The 21,484-nt window shown below is 58.1% G+C and carries 15 protein-coding genes and 1 other annotated feature; of the genes, 6 read left to right on the forward strand and 9 right to left on the reverse strand.

Annotated features, from left to right (window positions below; all coding sequences use genetic code 11):
* Positions 1-7 precede the first annotated feature (7 nt).
* Positions 8-229: a binding site (T-box leader), on the reverse strand.
* Between the two features lie 453 nt (positions 230-682).
* The 4 genes from H7B67_RS18570 to H7B67_RS18585 all read left to right on the forward strand — a co-directional run bounded on the left by H7B67_RS18570 (position 683) and on the right by H7B67_RS18585 (position 6,208).
* A complete protein-coding gene (locus H7B67_RS18570; protein ID WP_185121359.1) occupies positions 683-1,030 on the forward strand; it encodes a hypothetical protein in 348 nt (115 codons plus the stop codon).
* A gap of 154 nt (positions 1,031-1,184) precedes the next feature.
* The gene (locus H7B67_RS18575; RefSeq protein WP_185121360.1) at positions 1,185-1,946 is read left to right on the forward strand and encodes an RQC-minor-1 family DNA-binding protein; all 762 of its coding nucleotides are present in this window, start codon (positions 1,185-1,187) and stop codon (positions 1,944-1,946) included.
* A 16-nt stretch (positions 1,947-1,962) separates the two neighbouring features.
* Positions 1,963-3,165, forward strand: coding sequence for an exonuclease SbcCD subunit D (locus tag H7B67_RS18580; protein WP_185121361.1), 1,203 nt, complete (start codon positions 1,963-1,965; stop codon positions 3,163-3,165).
* A complete protein-coding gene (locus H7B67_RS18585; RefSeq protein ID WP_185121362.1) occupies positions 3,122-6,208 on the forward strand; it encodes an AAA family ATPase in 3,087 nt (1,028 codons plus the stop codon). The genes H7B67_RS18580 and H7B67_RS18585 overlap by 44 nt, the downstream gene beginning before the upstream one ends.
* Before the next feature lie 370 nt (positions 6,209-6,578).
* Here the strand turns inward: H7B67_RS18585 and H7B67_RS18590 are convergent, their stop codons facing one another.
* Positions 6,579-8,333: a sigma-54 interaction domain-containing protein gene (locus H7B67_RS18590; protein ID WP_185121363.1), complete on the reverse strand. Its 1,755-nt coding sequence runs from the start codon at positions 8,331-8,333 to the stop codon at positions 6,579-6,581.
* 217 nt (positions 8,334-8,550) lie between these two features.
* Positions 8,551-9,636, reverse strand: a complete 1,086-nt coding sequence (locus H7B67_RS18595) for a lyase family protein (protein ID WP_185121364.1) — start codon at positions 9,634-9,636, stop codon at positions 8,551-8,553.
* Positions 9,637-9,936: 300 nt separating this feature from the next.
* Here H7B67_RS18595 and pruA point away from each other — a divergent pair, with 300 nt between their 5' ends.
* Complete coding sequence (gene pruA / locus H7B67_RS18600; RefSeq protein ID WP_185121365.1) at positions 9,937-11,505, forward strand: L-glutamate gamma-semialdehyde dehydrogenase; 1,569 nt, start codon at positions 9,937-9,939, stop codon at positions 11,503-11,505.
* 187 nt (positions 11,506-11,692) lie between these two features.
* Here the strand turns inward: pruA and thpR are convergent, their stop codons facing one another.
* The gene (gene thpR / locus H7B67_RS18605) at positions 11,693-12,241 is read right to left on the reverse strand and encodes an RNA 2',3'-cyclic phosphodiesterase (RefSeq protein WP_185121366.1); all 549 of its coding nucleotides are present in this window, start codon (positions 12,239-12,241) and stop codon (positions 11,693-11,695) included.
* Positions 12,242-12,852: 611 nt separating this feature from the next.
* Between thpR and H7B67_RS18610 the strand changes: the two genes are divergently transcribed.
* Positions 12,853-14,142 carry a cellulase-like family protein gene (locus H7B67_RS18610; RefSeq protein ID WP_185121367.1) on the forward strand — a complete coding sequence of 430 codons (1,290 nt, stop codon included), beginning with the start codon at positions 12,853-12,855 and terminating at the stop codon, positions 14,140-14,142.
* 76 nt (positions 14,143-14,218) lie between these two features.
* Here H7B67_RS18610 and H7B67_RS18615 read toward each other — a convergent pair whose 3' ends face one another.
* From H7B67_RS18615 to H7B67_RS18640, 6 genes are all read right to left on the reverse strand, one after another.
* Complete coding sequence (locus tag H7B67_RS18615; protein ID WP_185121368.1) at positions 14,219-14,572, reverse strand: zinc ribbon domain-containing protein; 354 nt, start codon at positions 14,570-14,572, stop codon at positions 14,219-14,221.
* Positions 14,573-14,880: 308 nt separating this feature from the next.
* Positions 14,881-15,684 carry a carbohydrate ABC transporter permease gene (locus H7B67_RS18620; protein WP_185121369.1) on the reverse strand — a complete coding sequence of 268 codons (804 nt, stop codon included), beginning with the start codon at positions 15,682-15,684 and terminating at the stop codon, positions 14,881-14,883.
* Complete coding sequence (locus H7B67_RS18625; RefSeq protein ID WP_185121370.1) at positions 15,681-16,634, reverse strand: carbohydrate ABC transporter permease; 954 nt, start codon at positions 16,632-16,634, stop codon at positions 15,681-15,683. Before H7B67_RS18625 ends, H7B67_RS18620 begins: the two co-directional genes overlap by 4 nt.
* 22 nt (positions 16,635-16,656) lie before the next feature.
* Positions 16,657-18,033 (reverse strand): ABC transporter substrate-binding protein, encoded by a 1,377-nt coding sequence (locus tag H7B67_RS18630; RefSeq protein ID WP_245363477.1) that lies wholly within the window; start codon positions 18,031-18,033, stop codon positions 16,657-16,659.
* A gap of 121 nt (positions 18,034-18,154) precedes the next feature.
* Positions 18,155-19,912, reverse strand: coding sequence for a sensor histidine kinase (locus H7B67_RS18635; RefSeq protein WP_185121371.1), 1,758 nt, complete (start codon positions 19,910-19,912; stop codon positions 18,155-18,157).
* Entirely contained in the window at positions 19,909-21,471 is a 1,563-nt protein-coding gene (locus tag H7B67_RS18640; protein ID WP_185121372.1) for a helix-turn-helix domain-containing protein, read from the reverse strand. The genes H7B67_RS18635 and H7B67_RS18640 overlap by 4 nt, the downstream gene beginning before the upstream one ends.
* Positions 21,472-21,484 lie beyond the last annotated feature (13 nt).

The raw sequence follows: 21,484 nt of genomic DNA on the forward strand, positions 1-21,484 counted from the left end.
TCGTAGACGTAGGGACGATTGTTTAACCGCGGTACCACCCAGATTGCACCAACAGCTCATCGGAGCCGCTCGTGCCGCTTTAAGCGAGGTATCGTTCGCTTCTTCCGCTTGGGGTTACCCAAGCGCTCCGGAGGCGTATTTCGCAGCCGCTGTGTGTGTCAGGTCGCATCGACCCCTGACTTTCTGGAACAGGGACAACGCCGCTACTGGTCTCCATCATCGCCGTAATATGAAGAAATTACAGCTAGTATAGCGATCGAGTTATTTCTTGTCAACCAGCTTGGGGGAAAAGGGTATGTTTCCGGGTTGCGTCAAACAGTGTCTTATCCCTTCGGATCATGTTAACGGTTTCGGTTGCGTCAAACAGTGTCTTATCCCCTCGGATCATGTTACGGTTTGGGATCGCGGCAGACAGTGTCTTATCCCCTCGGATCATGTTACGGTTTGGGATCGCGGCAGACAGTGCCTTATCCCCTCGGATCATGTTGCAGTTTGGGATCGCGGCAGACAGTGCCTTATCCCCTCGGATCATGTTACGGTTTCGGTTGAGCCAGACAGTGCCTTATCCCCCCGGATCATGTAACGGACGTTGCCGCTCCGAACGCTCGCGTTTCCTCGTCTTTTTGGTTTATTTTCGAGAGCTGCACATACACATGGAATACGAGGAGAGTGAGGCAGCGGCATGGACAAGATCTTGAAGCGCTATTATCAGCTGAAGCAAAAAAGCAAGGAGATCGAGCAGGAGTTGGCGGAGCTGAGGACGTCTATCTTGACTTACTGCTCCGAACGGGAGCTGAGCGAGCTCGAGGCCGGAGGCTATCAGGCGAAGCTCGTCCAGCAGGAACGCAAGGAATTCGACGGCAACAAGCTGTACGAGGCGCTGCCGGATCCGCAGGTGTGGCGCTTGCTCTCGAAGCCGGATCCATCGAAGATCGGAAGCTTGATCAAGCTGAACGTCATCTCGGAGGATTCGGTCAAGAACACGTTTACCGTCCAGAAGGTGACTCTGCTGCAGGTCGAGAAGAAGTAACGCGTTGCCGGTATGGCTTCGCTCCGGCCCGGAAATCGGGCTTGGGGCGAAGCCATTTTTTTGCACGAGGACGATTTAGACCCAACCTTGCTATAATAGGGTCAGGATGCGATCGGTTGAAAGGAAATTCAATGGGTTGGGAGTCGATTTGGCGATGAGCAAAAAAACTCGTGTCCCGCCAATGACGGAACGGGAGATCCGGGCCATTCTGAGGGCGGCGGACGACATTATAGCCGAAGGCGGCCGTACTCTATTATCCCGAATATTAAAAGGTTCCAAAGAGAAGAAGCTGTTGGAGCTGGGCTTGGATCGCAACCCGTCTTACGGCTTCTACAGCGATGTTTCCTTGGATGAGATTATGGAGAAAGTCGATCGAACGCTGCATTCCGGCTACTTGGAGATCGAGATGAACGGCAAGCTTCCTACGATTGTTTTTACTCCGCTGGGATGGGTTATCGAGAGAGAACGGCGTGCCGAAGAGTTTCTGAGGGAGTGGGACCAATGGCTGGAGAACGGCGTCGTTCCGATGAGCATGGAATACCTCAAAGACAGAAACAGGGGAATGATCTTCCTGTTTCTATACAAAATCGTCTGCACGGGCGATCCCAAATATATTCCGTTTCTTAAGCAATGGGAGAGCGTCGATTACCGCAAGGTGCGAGAGGAGATTCGCCATACGATTAAATCCCTTATGCTTCGAGACAGCTTAACCGACGAGGATTGGGACAAGCTGAAGCGCGAACGATTCGAAGCTTTGACGATCCGCTCGAAGAAGCCGGTTTTCCTCCATTGCAAAGGCTGCGACCGGTATTTCGTGCTGGACGAGCTGGATCCCGAGCTTTACGAAGGGGATGGCTTGAAGCTCCCCGAGGCGTGTTGCAACTGCGAAGATAAAAAGAAAGATTCGAGATCATAGAGAAGAGGTGGATCGATTGAAGCTGTTCCATACGGCCGATTGGCACTTGGGCAAGCTGGTGCAGAACGTCTACATGACGGAGGATCAGGCGTACGTTCTCGAGCAGCTGCTGCGGGACATCGAGACGGAGAAGCCGGATGCGGTTATCATCGCCGGCGATCTGTACGACCGCGCCGTGCCTCCTACCGAGGCGGTCCAATTGCTGAATCGAATTCTGAAAACGGTCGTCGTCGATTTGCGAACGCCGGTGCTTGCCGTATCCGGCAACCACGACAGCCCGAGCCGGCTTAACTTCGGCAGCGACATCATGAAGTCGGCGGGCTTGCATATGTGCGGAGAGTTCGATTGCGCTTTCGAGCCGGTCGTGCTCCGCGACGAGTTCGGCCCCGTTCATTTCTATCTGGTGCCGTTCGCCGATCCGGCGACAGTTCGCCACGCGCTCCAGCAGGAGGACATAAGCTCCTATGACGATGCGATGCGCGCGGTCGTCGAGCGGATCAAGCCGCGGATGTCCCCTGGAGCGAGGAACGTGTTCATCGGACATGCCTTCGTGACGAAGGGCGGGGGAGCGGAGCCGAACACGAGCGATTCGGAGCGCCCGCTGGCGATCGGGGGAGCGGAGCACGTGAGCTCGGCGCACTTCGGCTGCTTCGACTACACGGCGCTGGGGCACCTGCATCAAGCGCATCACGTCGGAGTCGAGACGGTTCGATATTCGGGGTCGCCCCTCAAGTACTCGATCTCGGAAGAAAAGCACGACAAGGGGTACCTGATCGTGGAGCTGGACAAGGACGGCAAGGCAACGTTTACCAAAAAGCCGCTGGCGCCCCTGCGCGACATGCGGACGGTTGAAGGGTACATAGAGGAAATCGAACGGCAAGAACGCAGCGACGACTATATTTACGTCCGGCTTTTGGACGAGCTGCCCGTGCTTTCTCCGATGGAGCGCGTGAGAGCCGTTTATCCGAACGCGATGCACGTCGGGCAGAATTCGGTCCTGCAGCACTTAAGCGGCTCGGCGGAGCAGGCGGAGGGGGGCGGCAAGGCGGGCATGGACATGCTGTCGCTGTTTCGCTCGTTCTACAAAGACGCCAAAGGCGCGGACGTGTCCGAGGAGACGGAGCAGCTGTTCCTGCAGGTGCTGCGCGAGATCGATCGAGAGGAGGGGGAGCGTCATGAAGCCCATCAAGCTGACGATGACGGCGTTCGGGCCGTATAAAGACAAGGAGACGATCGATTTCTCCGAACTGAACGGACACCGCCTTTTCCTCGTATCCGGCAACACCGGCTCGGGCAAAACCTCGATTTTCGACGCGATCTGCTTCGCCCTGTACGGAGAAGCGAGCGGGGAGGACCGCAGCGATTCCCGGAATTTGCGCAGCCAGTTCGCGCCGGACGATACGCACACCTCGGTCGAGTTCGAATTCGAGCTGAAGAAGCGCACGTACCGGATTCTCCGGCAGCTGTCCCACGTGAAGCAGGGCAACAAGAACGCGACGGGGGAAAAGTACGAGTTCGTGGAGACGACCGGCGGCAAGGAAACGATGATGGTCGACCGGTACATGGTGCGACAGATCAACGAACGGATGCAGAGCCTGATCGGGCTCACGAAGGACCAGTTCAGCCAGATCGTCATGCTTCCCCAGGGGGAGTTCCGCAAGCTGCTCACTTCGGATACGGAAAATAAAGAGGAGATCCTGCGGCGGATTTTCCGAACGCACCTCTTCAAGTACGTCGCCGAATATCTGAACGAGAAGCGCAGAGGGGTTCAAGCCGCCTGCGAGCTCGCCAAGCGCGACTTGGACATGCAGATAGTGAATCTGCGGCTCGCTCTCGCGGAGCGGGAAGGCTCCGAGCTTCGCCGGGTGCTGGACGAGGAGCATTACAACGCGTTCCAGGTGCTTGAGGCTCTCGACAGCGAGATTCGGTACTATGAGGAAGAGAAGCTCTCGCGCAAGGCCAAGCTGGAGGAAGAGACGAAGCGCCAGAAGGAACGGGTGGAGAAGCTTCATCAGGCTGCGGCGCTGAATGCGCAATTCGACGAGCTGGACGCGAAGCGCAGCGGGCTCACGAGCTTGGAGGGGCAGGTTCCGGAGTTCGCGGGGCAACGGGAACGTCTGGCTCTGGCCGAGAAGACGCTGCCGCTCCAAGTTCAAGAGAAGCATGTCGCGGGCGCGCAGGCAGAGGTTATGGCGAAGGAACGGCAGCTTCGGGAGGCGAACGAAGCCCATAAGCGCGCGGAAGAAGATTACCGCCGAATGGAGGAGGCATACCGCCTCGAGGAGAGCAGGGGCGATCGCCGGGAGCAGCTCGTTCGGGAGCTGGAGCGGCTGAACCGGGATCTTCCCGTCGTGCGCGAGCTGGACGCGAAGCGCGCTCAAGCGGAGCGCTTGAACGCGACGGCCCAGCGCGCGCAAGAGGAGCTGAAGGCGATCGAGGCCAAGGCGGCCGCCCGGCAGGAGGAGAAGAAGGGACTGGCGGAGCGGATTCGCGCCTTGGAAGAACGCTTTCTTGCTCTTCCGGAGAAGGGCGAGAAGCTGGAGCAAATGCGCTCGGACGCGAAGGTGCTGCAAGAGAGCCTTCAGCTCTCGAAGGAGCTAGCTAAAGCAGGAACGGAAGAGCGTTCCCAGCAGGAGCTGTTCGACGCCGCGGCCCGGGAGTATTCCCGGCTCGAGGCGGCTTGGCTGGAGGGGCAGGCCGCCCGGCTGGCCGAGCATCTGCACGACGGGCAGCCATGCCCCGTCTGCGGCAGCGCCGAGCACCCCAGGAAGGCGCTCGCGGCCGAGGACGCGCCGACGCGCGAGACGCTGGAGGCGCAGCGAAGCCGCCGGGCGGAGCTGGAATCGGGTTATCTGGCGGCCAAGGCGAAGCGGGAGCATCTGGAGGCGCAGCTGCGCGCGAAGGAGCTGGAAGCCCGCTCGCTGGGTTACTCCGACATGGAGCGGGACTATGTTCAGCTGGTCGAAGCGGGCAAAAGCCTGAGCGCCGAAGTGACGCGAATGCGGGCGGACCAGACCGCGGCAGGGGAGCTTAAGCAGCAGCTTGAGAAGACGGAGCAGGCGCTGGAGGCCGAGCTTCGGGAGAGAGAGGTGAAAACGGAGGCCTATCAGAACGCCCGGACTTCCTCCGTCACGGAGAAGGCGCTTTATGAGCAGGCGTTAAGCAGCGTGCCGGAGGAGATTCGTTCCTTGGAGACGCTCGAGCGGAGGCTGACGGAGGCGACAGCCGAGAAAACGAGGCTGGATACGGCTTGGCGGGCGGCTCAAGAGCAGTTCCAGCAGGCGAGGGAGCGGCAGGCGGCCGCCGCGGCGAGCTTGACGGGCGCGGAGGCGCAGCTGGCCGAAGCGAGAGCTCGCTCGGAGCAATTAAGCGCCGAGTTCCGGTCCGAGCTGAGCGCGGCGGGCTTCGAGTCGGAGGAGGCTTACCGGCAGGCGAAGCTGTCGGATCCGGAGCGCGAGCGGATCAAGCGGGAGATCGAGCGGTTCGATGCCGAGCTGGCGACGGTTCGCAAGCAGGTGGAAGAGCTCGAAGCTCGGCTTCAGGATAAGGGGCGTGCCGACTTGGCCGCGCTAAGGGAAGAGAACGAGAAGCAGGAGCAGCAGCTGGAGCATACCCGCCAGTCGCTCGCGCAGGCTCAGGACGGCTACGACAAAGCGCTGGGCGGCAAGGAGAAAATCATCCAGGCCGAGAGAGTCTACCGAAATGCCGAGAAGGAGTACCAGCTGGTAAAGGATCTTTACGACGTCGTTCGCGGAGAGAACAAATTCAAGATTTCTTTCGAGCGGTATTTGCTGGTCGAGTTCCTGGACCGCATTCTCCAAGCCGCGAACCTCCGGCTGCAGACGATCTCCGGCGGACAGTTCTACCTGGCGAGAAGCGACCGGCGCGAGAAACACGGCAAGCAGAGCGGACTCGGCCTCGACGTGTTCGACAACTACACGGGCCAATACCGAGACGTGAAGACGCTGTCGGGCGGCGAGAAGTTCAACGCCTCGCTCTGCCTCGCGCTCGGGATGGCGGACGTGATCCAGACTTACGAGGGCGGCATCTCGCTCGAGACGATGTTCATCGACGAAGGCTTCGGCTCGCTGGACGAGGACTCTCTGAACAAAGCGATCGACACGCTGATCGAGCTGCAGCAGACCGGCCGCCTCATCGGAATCATCTCGCACGTGCAGGAGCTGAAGCAGGCGATCCCGGCCGTGCTCGAGGTCAAGAAGTCCGCCGAGGGCTGCAGCCATACCCGGTTCCGGGTGAGTTGAGCGTACAAGCCTGTAAAGCCTCGGAACGGGGGAGATGTGCGGAAACCCGCACAACGGAGCCCGCGAAGGTCTTGGGGCGGGGGAGATGTGCGGAAAACCCGCACAACGGAGCCCGCGAATGTCTTGGGGCGGGGGAGATGTCCGGAAAACCCGCACAACGGAGCCCGCGAAGGCTTCGGGACGAGGGAGATGTGCGGAAAAACCGCACAACGGAGCCCACGAAGGCCTCGGGACGAGGGAGATGTGCGGAAAACCCGCACAAGGGAGCACGCGAAGGCCCCGGAACGTGTTAGAAGCACGGGAAAACCGTGCAACGCAACAAGGCGGCGAAGGGATTTCTCCTTTCGCCGCCTCTTCTGTTGCTAGCGACTTAATAGTCAAGATTAAACTCCCTGAGCTTGTTGTATAGCGTGCCTCGCGAGATGCCGAGCAGCTTCGCGGCCGAGCTTTTGTTGCCCATCGCTCGAATCAGCGCTTCTTCGATCAGCGCCCTCTCCTCATCCTCCGTGTTCTTCGGCTTCAGGATTCTCATCCCGCCGAAGGCCGTGCTTGGCTCGTTAGCGGGCACGATCACCTTCGGCTGCTCCTTCTGCAGGTGCGGAGGAAGCTGCTCCATCGTAATCCGCTCTTCTTCGCACAGGATGAGGCAGCGCTCGACGATGCTCATCAGCTCGTTGATATTGCCCGGCCAGTCGTAGTTCGCGAACGCGAGCATGACGTCCGGGTCGATCTGCGGAATCGGCTTCTGATATTGGAGCGCGTACTGGCGGGCGAACGATTGGACGAGAATCGGAAGATCCTCTTTGCGGTCCCGCAAGGCGGGCAGCGCAATCGAAATGGCGCTCAGCGCGTAGTACAGATCGGAGCGGAAAAGCTGTGCCTCGACCAGCTTGCCGAGATCCTTGTTCGTTCCGGCAATAATCCGGGTTCTCGCCGAGAGCGCCTCGCTCCCGCCGACGCGAGAGAACGTTTGCTTCTGCAGGAACAGAAGCAGCTTGGCTTGGACGTCTTGAGGCAGATGCTCGATATCGCTCAGGAACACCGTTCCGCCGTCGGCTTGCTCCAGCTTGCCCGGACTGCCCTCCCGGGTGCCGGAGAAGGTGCCGCCCTGAAAGCCGAATAGCTCGGTTTCCACGACGCTAGCCGGGATCGAGCCGCAATGAACCGTCAGGAAGGGCTGCTTCGCTCGCGCGCTCGCCTGGTGAATGGCCAAAGCCAACTGATGCTTGCCCACTCCGGCTTCCCCTAGAAGCAAGAGCGGGATTTCGGCGTCCGCGACCTTCCTGCCGAGTTGAATCGCATTGTCGATTAGCTTGCCTTTGCCCTTTATGAAAGTAAACGGATCTTCCCGAGGCGACTGCTCTTCGAGGATCGTCCGGGCGGACATAAGCTCGTCGTTCAGCCGCACGAGCTGGGTAATATCCTGCTCGGTCGCGATTCCTCCGACGATTCGGCCGTCGTCGAAGATCGGGGATGCATTGATCAGCACGTGGTAGCCGGGGCGGGGGCGATGGTACGTGTTGCGTACCCTCCGTCCCTCGTCGAGCGTCCGAAGCACCATGAGCTCATCGGGATTGAAGTGCTCGCCGATCCGGCGTCCGAGAATGCTCTCCTTCGGAATGTCGTAAGTCTCCACGGCGACGTCGTTCCAGCAGATGACGCATCCGGTCTCGTCGACGACGGTAACCGCGTCGGTCACGGTTTCCACCAGAGTCGCGAAGTACGTCTCCATTCGCTGGCGCTGCCTAAGGGCGAAAGCGAGCAACTCCGCGAGTCTGCCGTAACCGGCGATCGAGCCGTCCTTGCGACCGAAGACGATCGGTCTGTGAAGGTCGGGCGGCAAGCGCATCAAATCTGGAGCCAATGCTTCGACGCTGTCCGAATAAGGAAGAATCGGAGACAGCAAGCTGCGCATTTCTTCTAAGGATGCGGAGACGGCTTCCGGAGGAAGCTTCCCGAGAATCCCGATATCCTCCGCGCAGAACAGGATTGCCCGAGAGTCGTCTAAGCGGACAAGGACTTCGGTCTCGCCGGCCTGCAGCCTCGAGAGGATGTCTCGCACCGTCGAAGGGGCGGACTGGTCTTCAGTCAGGATATGTATGGGGAATGGTTCATTATTGAACATAAGCTGCCCTCGCTATCGGGCTTGGTACAAGCCTTTGTCTAATGCCTACAATGTACCATGAAGCAGGAAGGGATACAATCCAAGTCGAGAAGAGGCTGAGGCGGAGCAATCGTTCCTTCACCCGAATACGCTGAATAATGAATCCATAAAACGCTAACCTCTCCGTACTTAAAGGCACGAAGAGGCTAGCGTTAGTCGTCGGTCCGGGCTGCCGCGGTCAAGATTTTTCTTCGGCTGCCGCTTCCAGCATGGTGACGATTCCACCTAGGCAGAATAGGGCATGCTCGAGCAGGGTGACGGATTGCAACAGGGTATTCGCCACGTAAGGACTGGCTTGGGGAGTCCCCGCGGGAAGAAGGGATGCCGTCGCCACGATCCGATGATTGCCGGCCAATTGCAAAGCGACCTGCCTCAGAGTTTCCAGCCGTTCGGGCATCGTTTCGCCGTCCTTTGCAAGCGGCGCCCGCAGCAGCTTGGTGCACAGCTTTGCTAGAGCGGAGGATAGCTTGCTCAGAGAGGCGGAGAGCTCCGGCAAAATTCCGTCATCCGCCGCTTCCGCAGGTTCGCGGATTAGACGAAGATCCAGCTGCAGGGACTCGGACAAAAGAGAGAACATTCGCGGGAGGAAGGCATCGTCCAGATAATCCTCCAGGAAAACCGGCATAACCCGAACGCCAAGCAGCCTATCGACCGGCGCTTGAAGCCGATCGCGATGGGCGCGCAGATTCCGGACGACGCCGGCGTAAAGACGTTTCTCTTCGGAGAGAATCGACCTTCGCTCCAAGCGGGAGAATCTCGCTTTCAGCTTCTCGAGCTCCCGCGCCAAATGCGCGACTTGCCGATGCAAGGCGACTCGAATCGCAAGCGATACGGTACACTCGGCGGACTGAGACAGATTGACATGCTCCTGCGGGCTGCAGAGCCTGTAATCCCCCTTGTTCTCGAGAAGCAATTCCAGCGCGCGATTCGCGATGACCTCGTTCATGTTGGCGTTGAAGGCTTCGCTGGAGCCTCCATGCAAGGAATCGAGAATAAAGTTCTGCGTATGAAGGCCTCGAATGACCTCGTCCGTCGCCAACACCATGACGCCGCCGAGCTTCCGGGGCAGCTTGCCCATGCGAATGTTGGCAACCGCGGCCGCTTTCTTAACCTGGGCTAGAGTGACGATCAATTCTTTGTGCAGCGGGAGCGAAACGCTCGGAAAGCTCAAATGCGCACGCATCGTTCGGATTCCGTAATAAGCATAAGAAGGAATGTTAAGAGGGCCCAGGGAATCGATCTCTTTTCTCATCGAGATGGCCATAACTTTCACCGCCCGGCATGGTTTGTTCAAAAATGAACACTTTCTGTGTTCGGCATGAATGGTTGTGAGCATAAATTAACACATAACTAAAAATTCATCAATGTTTCTATGAGGAAAACAGAAGGAGCCAGGTTGTTTTTGTTTAGTATTCCTGTTTAATCTGCTTTGGATTTATATGATTTAAACAATAATTCGAAACTATCTATACAAATATGTGTTCAAAATGTATATTGAATGTACATTATCGGATTGGGGTGCGGCTATTTATACACCTCGTAATCGCGAGAGGAGAGAATAAAGATGAGCATTGCAACGACTATCAGCCCTTTTGCCAATGAACCGTTCGTCGACTTTAAGCTGGAAGAGAACCGGCAAGCGATGGAGGCGGCGATAGCCAAGGCGAAGGCGTCGTTGAACGCCGAATATCCGCTGCGCATCGGCGCGGAGAAGATCTTCACGGAAGACAAGATCAAGTCGGTCAACCCCGGCAATCTGGACGAGGTCGTCGGATATGTCAGCAAGGCGAACCGCGAGCTGGCCGAGAAGGCGATGAACGTCGCTCTCGAGACGTTCGAGACGTGGAAGAAGGTCCCGGCGGCCGAGCGCGCCGGGTATCTTTTCAAGGCGGCGAAGCTGATGCGCGACCGCAAGCACGAGTTCTCCGCGACGATGATTCTGGAATCCGGCAAAAACTACGCCGAAGCGGACGCCGATACGGCCGAAGCGATCGACTTCCTCGAGTTCTACGGCCGAGAGATGCTGCGGCTAAGCAACATCAACGAGACGATGCCGCTGACGAAGGTGGCGGGCGAGGACAACAAGCTTCGATACATTCCGCTCGGCGTCGGTATCGTGATTCCGCCGTGGAATTTCCCGCTCGCGATCTGCGTAGGCATGACCGCCGCGGCAATCGTATCCGGCAACACGGTGCTGCTGAAGCCGGCTTCGACGACGCCGGTCATCGCCCATAAATTCGTCGAGCTGATGGAAGAAGTCGGCCTGCCTCCGGGAGTCATCAACTACATTCCCGGCAGCGGCGCGGAAGTGGGCGACTACCTGACGGGCCATCCCAAGACCCGCTTTGTCAGCTTCACCGGCTCGAAGGAGGTCGGCCTGCACATTAGCCGTCTGGCGGCGGAGACGGCTCCGGGACAGATCTGGATCAAGCGCCTCGTCGCCGAGATGGGCGGCAAGGACGGCATCGTCGTCGACGAGACGGCCGACCTGGACGCGGCCGCGCAGGCGATCGTCGCGTCGGCGTTCGGCTTCCAGGGTCAGAAGTGCTCCGCGGGCTCCCGGGCGTTCATCGTCGAGTCCGTGTACGACGCCGTCGTGGAGAAGGTGGCAACGCTGACGAAGCAGCTTGAGATCGGCCTGCCCGAGCTGAACTACGCGGCCGGCCCGGTCATCGACCAAAGCTCTTATCGCAAAATTCTCGATTATATCGAGATCGGCAAGGAAGAAGGGCGGCTGATCGCTGGCGGGAGCAAGGCGGATGGCAACGGCTATTACATCCAGCCGACCGTGTTCGCCGACGTGGACGGCAAGGCCCGCATCATGCAGGAAGAGATCTTCGGGCCGGTGCTGGCGATAGGCAAAGCGAAGGATTGGCGCGAGGCCATTGCTCTGTACAACGACACGGAGTTCGGCCTGACCGGCTCGTTCTTCTCGAAGGAGGAAGCCCGAATCGAGGAAGCGCTCGAGACGATGCATTGCGGCAATCTGTACGTGAACCGCAAGTGCACGGGCGCCTTGGTCGGCGCCCATCCGTTCGGCGGGTTCAACATGTCGGGCACGGATTCCAAGGCGGGCGGGCACGATTATTTGCTTCTGTTTACTCAAGCGAAGGCGGTTTCGGTCAAGGAATAAGCCTGTAATCGAAGCAAAGGGATCCCCCGGTCATCGGAGGATCCCTTTTCTCTATTTGTCTAGCCGCGCGGCGCCCACAGCATGATCTTTATAGACAGAACTATATAGCGATGGCGGAGGAAAGTAAATGCGTTTGCGGAAAACAGTACCTTATCCCATTGCCTCATGGACTGGGCGGGGGCGGCGGTCAGGAAGGGGACGAATACTCGTAAACCGTCTCGTACATCGGCGAGGAATGCATATGAGTTCTCATGAGCACGAACCGATCGGCTAGCCAAGAGGCTCCGGAAGGCATCGATTCCAACAGGCCGGGCGGAAAAGGGAGCTTGGCGTCGGCGGAGTAGTTTCGCGCTAATGTGATATGAGGTGAGTAGGGACGGGCTTCCGGCAGGAAGCCAAGCGGTTCGGTGGATTCAAGGACGGATGCGTGCAAGGCTTTGAGCCCATCCCGATCGCCGGTCACCGACCCGTACAGTACGCGCGGCGAGCTTGTCTGTCCGAAAATTCCTCCTCCGTTCAGTGCCAGGGAGATGGGCTGGACTTGAACGCTTTTCAGAGCGATATGCAGTTCCTCCAGCCGATCCTCGGTCACCTCTCCCAGGAATTGAACCGTGAGGTGGTAATCCTGCGGATGCGTCCATTTGCGGAATGGCAGCGAGGGGCGATGCTCTTGAACCCACCGGTGCAATTCGTCGGCGACGGCTTCTCGGATCGGGATGGCGGTGAACATTCTCATGCGGGTTCCTCCTATAAGGGGGGGAGTATCGTTCCGTAGATCATATGGCATGTTCCATTATTTTATCTAACTGTCCCGATAGTTGATACATGAATCCGGTCGCCCTTCGGATGGGACCAGTAGATCGTTCAAGATCGACTCGTCTGCGCCATACGAATGAGGCGTATCCATCGGAATACAGACGGAACTCTGCGCTGCCACGCTAACCTCCTCGCTCCCTTCGCGCCTTCGGGAAACAGCCGATGTCCGTGACCTAAGCGTCGGAGGTAAGGGGATGCGATTTTAGTTCATCCTACAGGTATATGGGGAGGACGAAGAGCTTCTCCGAATTGAATCCCGCCGCATTGTTATCCAAATATACGACTCCCTCAGCCATGCGGCTGGTTCATTTAAACAAGAATATAATCCATCAATATCCGCACATTGTCAATTGCAGGGAACCCATGGCGACTTGTAAGCTGAAGAGGATGAAGCGATTATGAAGTCTAGGAGCTCGCGGCCTTCGGCAAAGCCGCGCAAGGGCTGGTGGAGTTTTATACTTCGAGCAAGTGTTGAAACTGGCGATTCTGCATCGGAAGGACGCAAGCCGATAGAGAAGGAGTGAACAGAGCATGAGAACTGCTATTCCCGATTCCCTGCCTCGCAAGTTAACGATCACGATGTGGGACTTCTCCTGGTACACGATGACGCTGCCGGGAGAGCCCTACCACGATCTTGGCGCCCGGTTCCGGGAGGCGATCGACAGGGGTTACAATACGATCCGCATCTGCGCGATGCCGTACATGCTGTTCACGGCGGAAGGGAAGCGGCCGGGCCCGCTTAAGCTGGGCAATCTCGGAGAAGTAGGCCAACGAACCCGCTGGTATAACTGTCGAGGAGGAGCCGAGCTGGACGGCCACGTCCATCTGCTGGAGCTGTTCCGCCAGGCGAAGGAGCATGGCTGTTACATCATGCTCTCCTCCTGGGAATACCAGCAAAGCCCGAGCTTCCTCGCCCATCCCGAGCTGCGGGACGAGCTGGCATCCATCCCTCCGGAAAAGAGGTTCATGGCCATCGCGAGGTCGATGGACCAGCTGATCCGCTTCGTCAAGGCCGCCGGCTACGGCGACCGGATCGTCTACGCGGAGCTGCATAACGAGGTGGAGTTCGGCCAGTTGACGGCCGTCGGAACCGCCCGCGGCATCGCCGAGAACGACACGCCGGGACTGGTCGAGGCGATGCAGCCGTTCATTGAAGAGGCGGTCGGTTACTTAAGGGAGAGCCATCCCGATATTCTCATGACGGCCAGCTATACGCTGAACGAGGCCTACCCGAAGGCTTATCTCGCTCGCAACATGCAGGTCGGCCACTTCCATCTGTACATCAAAGGCGTGCTGAACGAGCTGATGGCGAACGCGGGCCTCAACGACGAGAGCGTTCCTTTTCCCAATGCGTTCGTTCAATCCCTGCTGAGGGAAGAGGCTCCCCCGTTCGAGCAGTGGACGCTGCCGCCCGGCCAGGAGTGGCGGATGGAGGGCAACCCGGTAGGCATGAAGCTGATCTATCTGCACGATTGGGCCGATCCGGACAAGTGGGATCTTTTCCTCTACGACCGTTATTCCGATCATAAGCTCGCCATGCTGCAGAAGGCGGACGACCGCTTCGAGGAAGTGGACGTCTGGAATCGGCATGACGGCCTGCCGATCGTGATCGGGGAAGGCTATGTCGGCTATACGCCGCTCCATGCGGGCTTCGAGGAGGGGCCGGTCGGCAAGTTCATCGCGGAGTATTGCTTGCGCAAGGGAATGAAGCTCGGTTTCTGGGGAATGACGCTATGCTCGAACTGCGCTCCTCACCATCCGTTCTGGAACGACGTCTGCTGGCAGCGCAAATGGAACCGGTTTATTTTGGAGTCGGAATAAGAAAAAAGCCGATAAGGACGCCGCTTAGCAGCGATCTTATCGGCTTTATTTATGAGGCCGCGATAAACGATTGCTCTTACTCTCCGAAAGTTCTGCCGCAGGAAGGACAGAAACGCGTGTCCAAGGGAGATGCCTTGCCGCATTCGCATTCCTTCTCGTTCGACAGCTTCATGATTTGCTTGGCGTTCTCTTGAATTTCGTCTTCCAGCCTGTAAATATCGTTGAATAGAGGCTGAAGCTCCACTTCCGTAACCGGAGGCCGGCGTCCCGCCTTCGCGAGGAAGGTCCGCTTGCCGATCTCTAGCCATTGCTTCTCGATGTCCTTCTGCTTGCCGCCGTTCTGCAGCTTCAGCTTGTTCACTTCAACCAAGACTTTGGCTTTGTTGCCTGCTTCCGTCATGCCGGATTTGACTTTGTCCATGAATCCCATTCAAATCCCTCCAGTAAACAACATTTGCCGTCAGGGAAATAGTACTATAAATTTCCGTTAATTACCACCGAATGCGGAGAATCCTGTCGGGACAGCTCGTTCGATGGAGGCGGAGTTCCCGGGATCGTGCTATCATCACAGCCTTATGTCAAAGGTTATATGAAAATCAAAGACGTGATCATGGGGATCGAAAATGCTTATCGGTCGTACGAGACGGAAGCGCTAAAGATGGAATATGTATAATAGCAGGAGGTGTCCCTAAGTCGTTGACTTGTGGGACACCTCCTTTTCGCTTGATGCCGTCGATGTTACCCCTTCACCGCCCCTGCCGTCATCCCCTTCATGAACGTGCGGGAGCCGAGCAGGAACAGGATGAGGAGAGGGATCGTCGTCATCGCGAGAGCGGCCATGCGGGCGGCATAGTCCGTCCGGTGGACGATGCCCAGGTTGGAGATGAAGACGGGCAGCGTATACCAATGAGAGTTGTTGATCGTCACGAGCGGGAGCAGGTAGTTGTTCCACGACCAGATAAACACGAGCGTGGACAGCGTGGCAAGTCCCGGCTTAATGATCGGCATGACGATACGGAACAGGATGCCGGGCTCCGAGCAGCCGTCGATCCGGGCGCATTCGAGCAGGTCGTTCGGGACGGAGTCTCGCATGAATTGAATCATGAAGAACGCGCCGAACGGGAACGCCGCCCACGTGAGAATGACTGGCCAGAGCGTGTTGCCGAAGCCGAGCTGGCGCATCTCGATAATGTAGCCGATGAGGCCGACCTGCGTCGGAACCATCATCGTCACGACGACGAACCATTGCAGCGCCCGGCGGCCCTTGAAGTTGAACTTGGCGACCGCATAGCCGATCGTCGTGCTGGTCAGCAGGGCGAGCAGGACGGCGCCGACCGATACGAGCAGGCTGTTGCCGTAGACCCGCGCGAAGTTGGACTCGAACACGGTACGAAGATTCTCGGCGACGTAGGAGCCGGGCAGCAGCGGAATGCCCTTGAACAGGTCTTCGTTGTAATGGGTTCCCATGACGAGCATGATGTAGAACGGGAACAGCGACAGAACCGACAGGACGATCAGACAGATCCACTTCAGCGCTCTCATCGTCCATCCTCCTTCGGAGCGGTGATTTTGTAGCTGATGATGGAGAACAGCACGATCAAGACGAACAGCGAATAGGCGATCGCGGAGGAATAGCCGAACCTCGTATTGGAGATGAACGAGTCGTCCACGAACTTCCAGATAACGGTCAGGGCCGTGTTGTCCGGACCGCCGACTTGAGCCGAGCCCGACCAGCCGCCGTACAGCAGCTTCGGTTCGTCGAACAGCTGCAGGCCGTTGATGACGGAGGTTACCACGAGGAAAACGGTGATGTTGCGCAATAGAGGCATCGTGATCCGGGTAAACGTATGGAAGCCGGTCGAGCCGTCGATTTTGGCCGCCTCGTAGACGTCTTGCGGGATAGCCGTCATGCCCGCGATGTAGATGACCATGAAGTAGCCCAAGTTGCGCCAGACGACCATCAGCGCGATGATCATCCGGGACGTCCATTCGCCTTGGAGCCAATAGATGCCTTCCGTCAACCATCCGAACTTAAGCAGGACAAGGTTGATCAATCCGGTCTGCCAATCGAACAGGTAAGAGAAAATAAAGCCGATGGCGACGGGAGTCGTGATGTATGGGAGGAAGTTGACCGTCTGGAACAGCTTTCTTCCCTTGTTCAGCTGGAACGTCCAGTAGGCGAGCAGCACCCCGACGATCAAGGTGGCCGGGATGGACATGAGCATCATGATCAAGGTATTCGACAGCGACTTGAAGAACAGCGGATCGCGCGTCAGCAGGTCTTCGTAATTGCGGAAGCCGATATAGGTCTTGGCTCCGATCCCGTTCCAGTCATGCAAGCTGAGAATAAACGAATAGACGACGGGGTAGAGTTGGAAGGCCGCATACGCCAGCACGAAGGGCAGCGCGAAAAGATAGGGCCACGCGAGTGGCCCCCATCTTCGTCTGCCGAGCATGCCGGTCGATGTCCGGGCCTGTTGGTTCGCTTGCATCGGCATCCCTCTTTTTAGGCTTTTATTTCACGGTGGCGTCGTTGGCCTTGTTCTGAACCTCGGTGACGAATTTCTTGAGCGCCGCGCCGGAGTCGATCGAGGTATCCTTCGTCCAGAGCGGATACAGCGAGTTGAAGACGCCGTCCACGATGGAGTCGTATTTCGTTTGAGGTTCGCCCTTGACTCCCGGAACGATGGTGTCCATAAAGTACTTCGCCAGGTTCTGGCCGCCGAAGAAGTCGTCGTACGCGCCCTTCTCCGTAAGCACTTGCGGGTTGTTCTCGTAGAACGACTTGACGCCGGGCATATTGCCGAACGTCTTGAAGTTGAACAGGCCGCCGTCATCGGACAAGTAAGCGAATTGAATATAGGCCCAAGCCGCTTCTTTCACTTTGCTGTCCTTGTAAATGCTGACCGAGGTGCCGCCGCGCGTGAAGCTGCCCTCCGGCGCTTTGACGAGGCCCCAACGGCCGCTTCCTTCCGTGTCGTTGGCGGAGATATGCCACTTCGGTCCCCATGGCGCCATCGGATAGAAGAGGAATTCGCCCTTCGCCATGGAGGAGGCCCAAGCCGGCGTCCACAGCTCGTTCTTGCCCAGGATGCCCGCGTCGCGCATCTTGAACAGCGTCTCGACCGGTTTCTGCATCTTCCCGGTCAGGTTAATCTCGGTTCCGTTGATATAGGAATCCGCATTCTGGCCGCGAAGCACGAGGAAGGCGTCGCCGAGGCCCGGGAACATGAGCACCTTGCCGCCGCTCTTGTCCTTGACTTCCTTGCCCTTCTCGATGAAGGAGTCCCAATCCGACAGCAGCTTCTCCAGCTCGGCCGGATCGTCCGTTCCGAGATATTCCTTCGCGAGGTCGCGGCGGAAGGCCAGGCCGGCCGGGGCGATCGCTTGGTCGACGCCGACGAGCTCGCCCTTCGGGTTGCTTAGCAGCGGCGGGAGGTAATCGAGCAGCTCGCCGCGGTCGAAGTCGTATGGAGCCGCTTCCAAATTGTCGAGCACGTCGAGGTCGAACAGCTTGCCCCGGTAAGCCATCTCGCCGAGAATGATGTCCGGCACGTCGGACCCGGAGGCGATTCCGCTCTGCAGCTTCTGCAAGTAATCGTTCGGGTTGACGACGGTCACTTCGACCTTGATGTTCGGGTACTTCTTGTTGAACTCCGGAATCATGCCCTTCTGGAACGTCTCGTCCCAGTCCCAGATCTTGACGGTCCCCTTCAGGTCCGCCGGATTCGAGCCGGCGGCCGCGCTCGCGCTCGCCCCTCCGGACGGTGCGGGAGATTCGGACGCCGCGGACTTGCCGTTGTCGTTGCTTCCGCAAGCGGAAAGCAATCCTGCGAGCATCACGGTCGCGGAAGCGGCCGATGCCCACTTCTTCATGGTGGTCAATGCCAAGTGAAACCCTCCTTTTTCTATGTGGAAAGCGCTTTCTGTATTTCATCGTAACAGCGGAGCCGGGCGGGCAAAACGAGTCAAAACGGTTATTTTGTATAAAATCCGGCGATGGGTTCGATTTTTAGTTATGCCGGTAAGGCAGACGAACCGCGACAATCGTGCCTTGGCCTTCCGCATTGCCGATATGGATGCCGTACGGCTCGCCGTAATGGTAACGAATCCGTTCGCGAATGTTCTTCAGTCCGATTCCTCTCGTTCGTTCTCCCGCAGCCGATTGTGCCGTATCCGTCGGGGAGTCGTTCCGCTCGTCTTCCGCGGCCGGAATGCCGGCGCCGTTGTCCTCCACCTCCAGAATCAGCACATGAGGCTGCTCCAGATAGGCCCGGATGACGATGAGGCCTTCTTCTTCGCGCTCGACGGGGAACAAGCCGTGAAGAATCGCGTTCTCGACGAGGGGCTGCAAGATCATTCGGGGAAGGATAGCATCCGTCAGTGCGGATTCGATCTCCCACTTCAGGTCGAACTTGCCGGGATAGCGGGTCTGCTGAATGGCCGCGTAGCGATCGACGATACGCCGTTCTTCCTCCAGGGTGGCGAACACGGTGCCTTCGCCGGTCTTGACGGTGTCTTGCAGGATGGCGATGAGCGCTTGGGTCATCTCGACGGCTTGGCGATTGCGCTCGGCATGGGTCAGATAGATGACCGTGTTCAGCGTGTTGTAGATGAAGTGCGGATTGATCTGCGCCATCAGAAGGTCGATCTGCATTCTCCGCTTCGTCTCCTCGTCCCGGAGCGAGGTCTCCATGTTCCGCTTAAGATCGGCGACCATGCGGTTGAAGCCGTTTCCCAGAATCTCCAGCTCGTCCTTGCTGCGGATCGCGACGCTGGTCTGCAGATCGCCGACGGACACCCGCTTCATGGCATGAGTAAGCCGGGACAAGGGCTTGGTCAGATTAAGGACGATAGGCAGCATGATGAGCAGGCTGATCAAGAAGCCGATGCCGATCATGGCGATGTAATAATAAAAGATGTTGTTGATCTTGGCGAAGAGGGCGGACTTGGAGAGCATGGCCGCCTGAATCCAGCCTTGGCTCATCGAGTCGTTGACGAGAACGATTCTGCTCTTGTCTTCCAGGTAGTAGTCCCCGTTCTCGATCGCCCGTCTCATGAAGCCGTTCTGTTCGGTCGAGGCTTCCGACGGAGACCGATACAAGACCCCGCCCGAACCGGACAACAGCTCGATACCGGCGAAATCTCCCGAGCTCTGGGCGAACGCCTCGTCGATCTCGGAATACGCGAAGTCGAGGATCAGGTAGCTGTCGCTCGTCTCGTTCATGCCGATAGGACGGTATTTGAGCACGTAGCTGACCGTCTGGCGGTTGCCGCTGAGGAAGAAGAAGGGGTGGGGATCGGAGAACCCGCTTCGCATCTGCTTCTGTTTCTCGAACCACGGCTGCTTCAGGTACTCCGCGAAGTAATCCTCGTAACCGGAGTTGTTGGAGAAGGTCTCTCCGTCCGGACGGACGATCAGGGCGTTAAGAATAAAGTCGTTCAGCGCGGTAAACCTCTTCAGCTTCTCCTGGACCGTATTTTTGCGAAAATAGTTCTCTTCGTAGCTGTTACTAGGGGGATCGTAGACAAGCTCGCGGATCTCTTCGTCCGAAACGATGTATTCGGCGGTCTTGACGACCTGATCCTGAAGCCGTTTCAGCTGGGAAGAGATCTGGGCAAGCTTCGTCTTGCTGTCCTTTATCGATTGGTCGCGAATGATATCGGTTGCGTAATCGTAAGTCAGAAACCCGCTTAGAAGCAGGGAGACGGAGACGACGAGCAGCGTGCTGGCGATGATTTTGGTTCGGATCTTCATTCTCGGCATCATGGATTTCGCCCATCCACATATTCAAGAGGAGTCCGTCCGGTGGCCTTGCGGAACACCTGGCTGAAGTATTGGCTGTTGCGGTAGCCGACCTTCTCCGCGATCTCGTATATTTTGAGGCGTCCCTCTCTTAGCAGGCGCTTGGCCTGTTCGATTCGGACCTGGGTCAAGGCGTCCAGGACGGTCTGCCCGGTCTCCTCCTTGAACACGTGGCGCAGATGGTCCCGGCTGATGCCGAGCTTCTCGGCGATCGCATCGGCGGTCACTTCCTCGGAATAATGCTCGCGTATGTGCTCGAGCGCCTGTCTGACCTTGCGGGAGTAATTAGCGGAACCCTCCGGCGCGGCGAGCCTTTGAGCGAATTGCCCTCGAAACCAGTCGCGAATGCCTTCCAGCCGGATCCAATCGTCCGGAATGCCGCCTGCTTCGAACCAATTGCGGTCGATGGCAGGGAGCCCGGAGGAGATTCGCATCCGATTCAGGATCAAGGCCAGTTGCCGGCAGCACTCGGCCAGGCCGCGAACATCCCGCGCGCGCGCGGCCTGTTCGAACAGGCGAACGAGAATTCCGTCGAGCGCGGCGAAGTCGCGCGCCCTTGCGGCGTTCTCCAGCTCGGCGATGCTTGGCTCCCAGTTCAGGCGAGCTTCGTCGAACGAAGAGGAATCGCTTTCAACGAAAGAAGTGATCCTTGGCCCGTCGAATACGGTTCTCTCCAGCGTTCTTAGCGCAGACGCATAAGCGTCGGGAAGCGATCTCCATTCTTGCAGCTTCTCAGAGACTGCGACGGATACCGTGCCTCCGTTCCGCTGCTGGATATCGGAGCGTATTCGTTCGATGGCCGCGAGCAGGCGTTCTCTCTTGCGGCCTTCGCTCACTCCGCTCTCCCGATAGAGAACGCAGAGAGCATCGCCGATCGCAACCGAACATACAAGAGTCAGGAACTCGTCGTCGCGTTCTCTTCCGGCGATTTCGGGCGGGTTCGGCGCCGGGGACTCCGTGCCTGTGGAAGTATCCGCCAGGACGGGGAATGGCTTATCCGGACGGAGGACGGCAAGGCGATACGCTTGTCCGTCCGCCATCGTTCCCGCAACCGTTCTCCATTGCTCGACAGTTAATCTTCTATGGGCGAGGAGCTCTCCGAACAGCTGTCGGCGCACCGTATCCTGAAGGGTGGAGGCGCTCCGAAGCTCGTCGCGAAGACGATTCAGCTCCGGCGTTAAGCTATCCGAATCCATCTCGTGCTTCACCCAATAATCGAAGATGCCGAGCTTCATCGCTTCCTTGGCGTACTCGAACTCTTTATGCGAGGTCAGCAGTACGATACGCGGTTTAAGACCGGCTTCCATCACGGATTTGGCGAGCTCGAGACCGCTCATGATCGGCATCCGGATGTCTACGATCATCAGATCGGGCTGCAGCTCCAATGCGACTGACAGCGCTTTCTTCGGATTGGAGACGCTGTCCTTTACTACGAAGCCGAGAGAGTCCCAGTCGACCAACCGTCTCATGTGCTCCATAGCGAGAATCTCGTCGTCGACCATCAATACGGTAATTTTTCTCATGGGGAAGCACCTA

This window comes from Cohnella thailandensis (assembly GCF_014212135.1).
In the GTDB taxonomy this organism is placed as follows: Bacteria; Bacillota; Bacilli; order Paenibacillales; family Paenibacillaceae; genus Cohnella; species Cohnella thailandensis.